Raw genomic sequence first — 448 nt, forward strand, 5'->3', positions numbered from 1 at the left:
GTGCAGAGCCGCCCGGAACGTGTCCGTCGAATGCTGCACGACACCCGGCATTGAGGAGATCGGGCGGGCTTCGACCGCTCCCTCGGCGACGAACATCGGCAGCACGAGCTGAGAGGCGTCCAGGCGCGTCTCACGCTGCAGGTGCCGCCACGCGGGCGTTGCGCGCAGACGGCGAGGACGGATGCGGGGTCCGGTCACGGTTTCTCCTTCGCTACGGGGCGTCGGGCGCGTTCGGCACCGTCGGATCGAGCGGTGCGATCCGGGCGGCGCCTCGTTCGATGAGATCGACGCCCACGAGGGTGGCGAGCTCCGCCGGCGCATCGGCGTCGATCGGCATGGCGCGCGAACTGTCGATCATCTCGCCGCCGTCGGGGCGGTAGACACGGGCGGTGAGGAACAGCAGGCCGTCCTCGACGAAGGCCATCGCGGCGATCGGCGCGGCGCACCC

At 71.4% G+C, this 448-nt stretch carries 2 pseudogenes; both read right to left on the reverse strand.

Annotated elements, in window-relative coordinates:
• A pseudogene (locus tag B4E30_RS16110) lies at positions 1 to 198 on the reverse strand (porphobilinogen synthase); the annotation flags it as partial.
• A gap of 13 nt (positions 199 to 211) precedes the next feature.
• A pseudogene (locus B4E30_RS16115) lies at positions 212 to 448 on the reverse strand (hydroxymethylbilane synthase); the annotation flags it as partial.

The sequence above is a fragment of the Microbacterium sp. UBA3394 genome, assembly GCF_002358725.1.
Taxonomy (GTDB): domain Bacteria; phylum Actinomycetota; class Actinomycetes; order Actinomycetales; family Microbacteriaceae; genus Microbacterium; species Microbacterium luteum.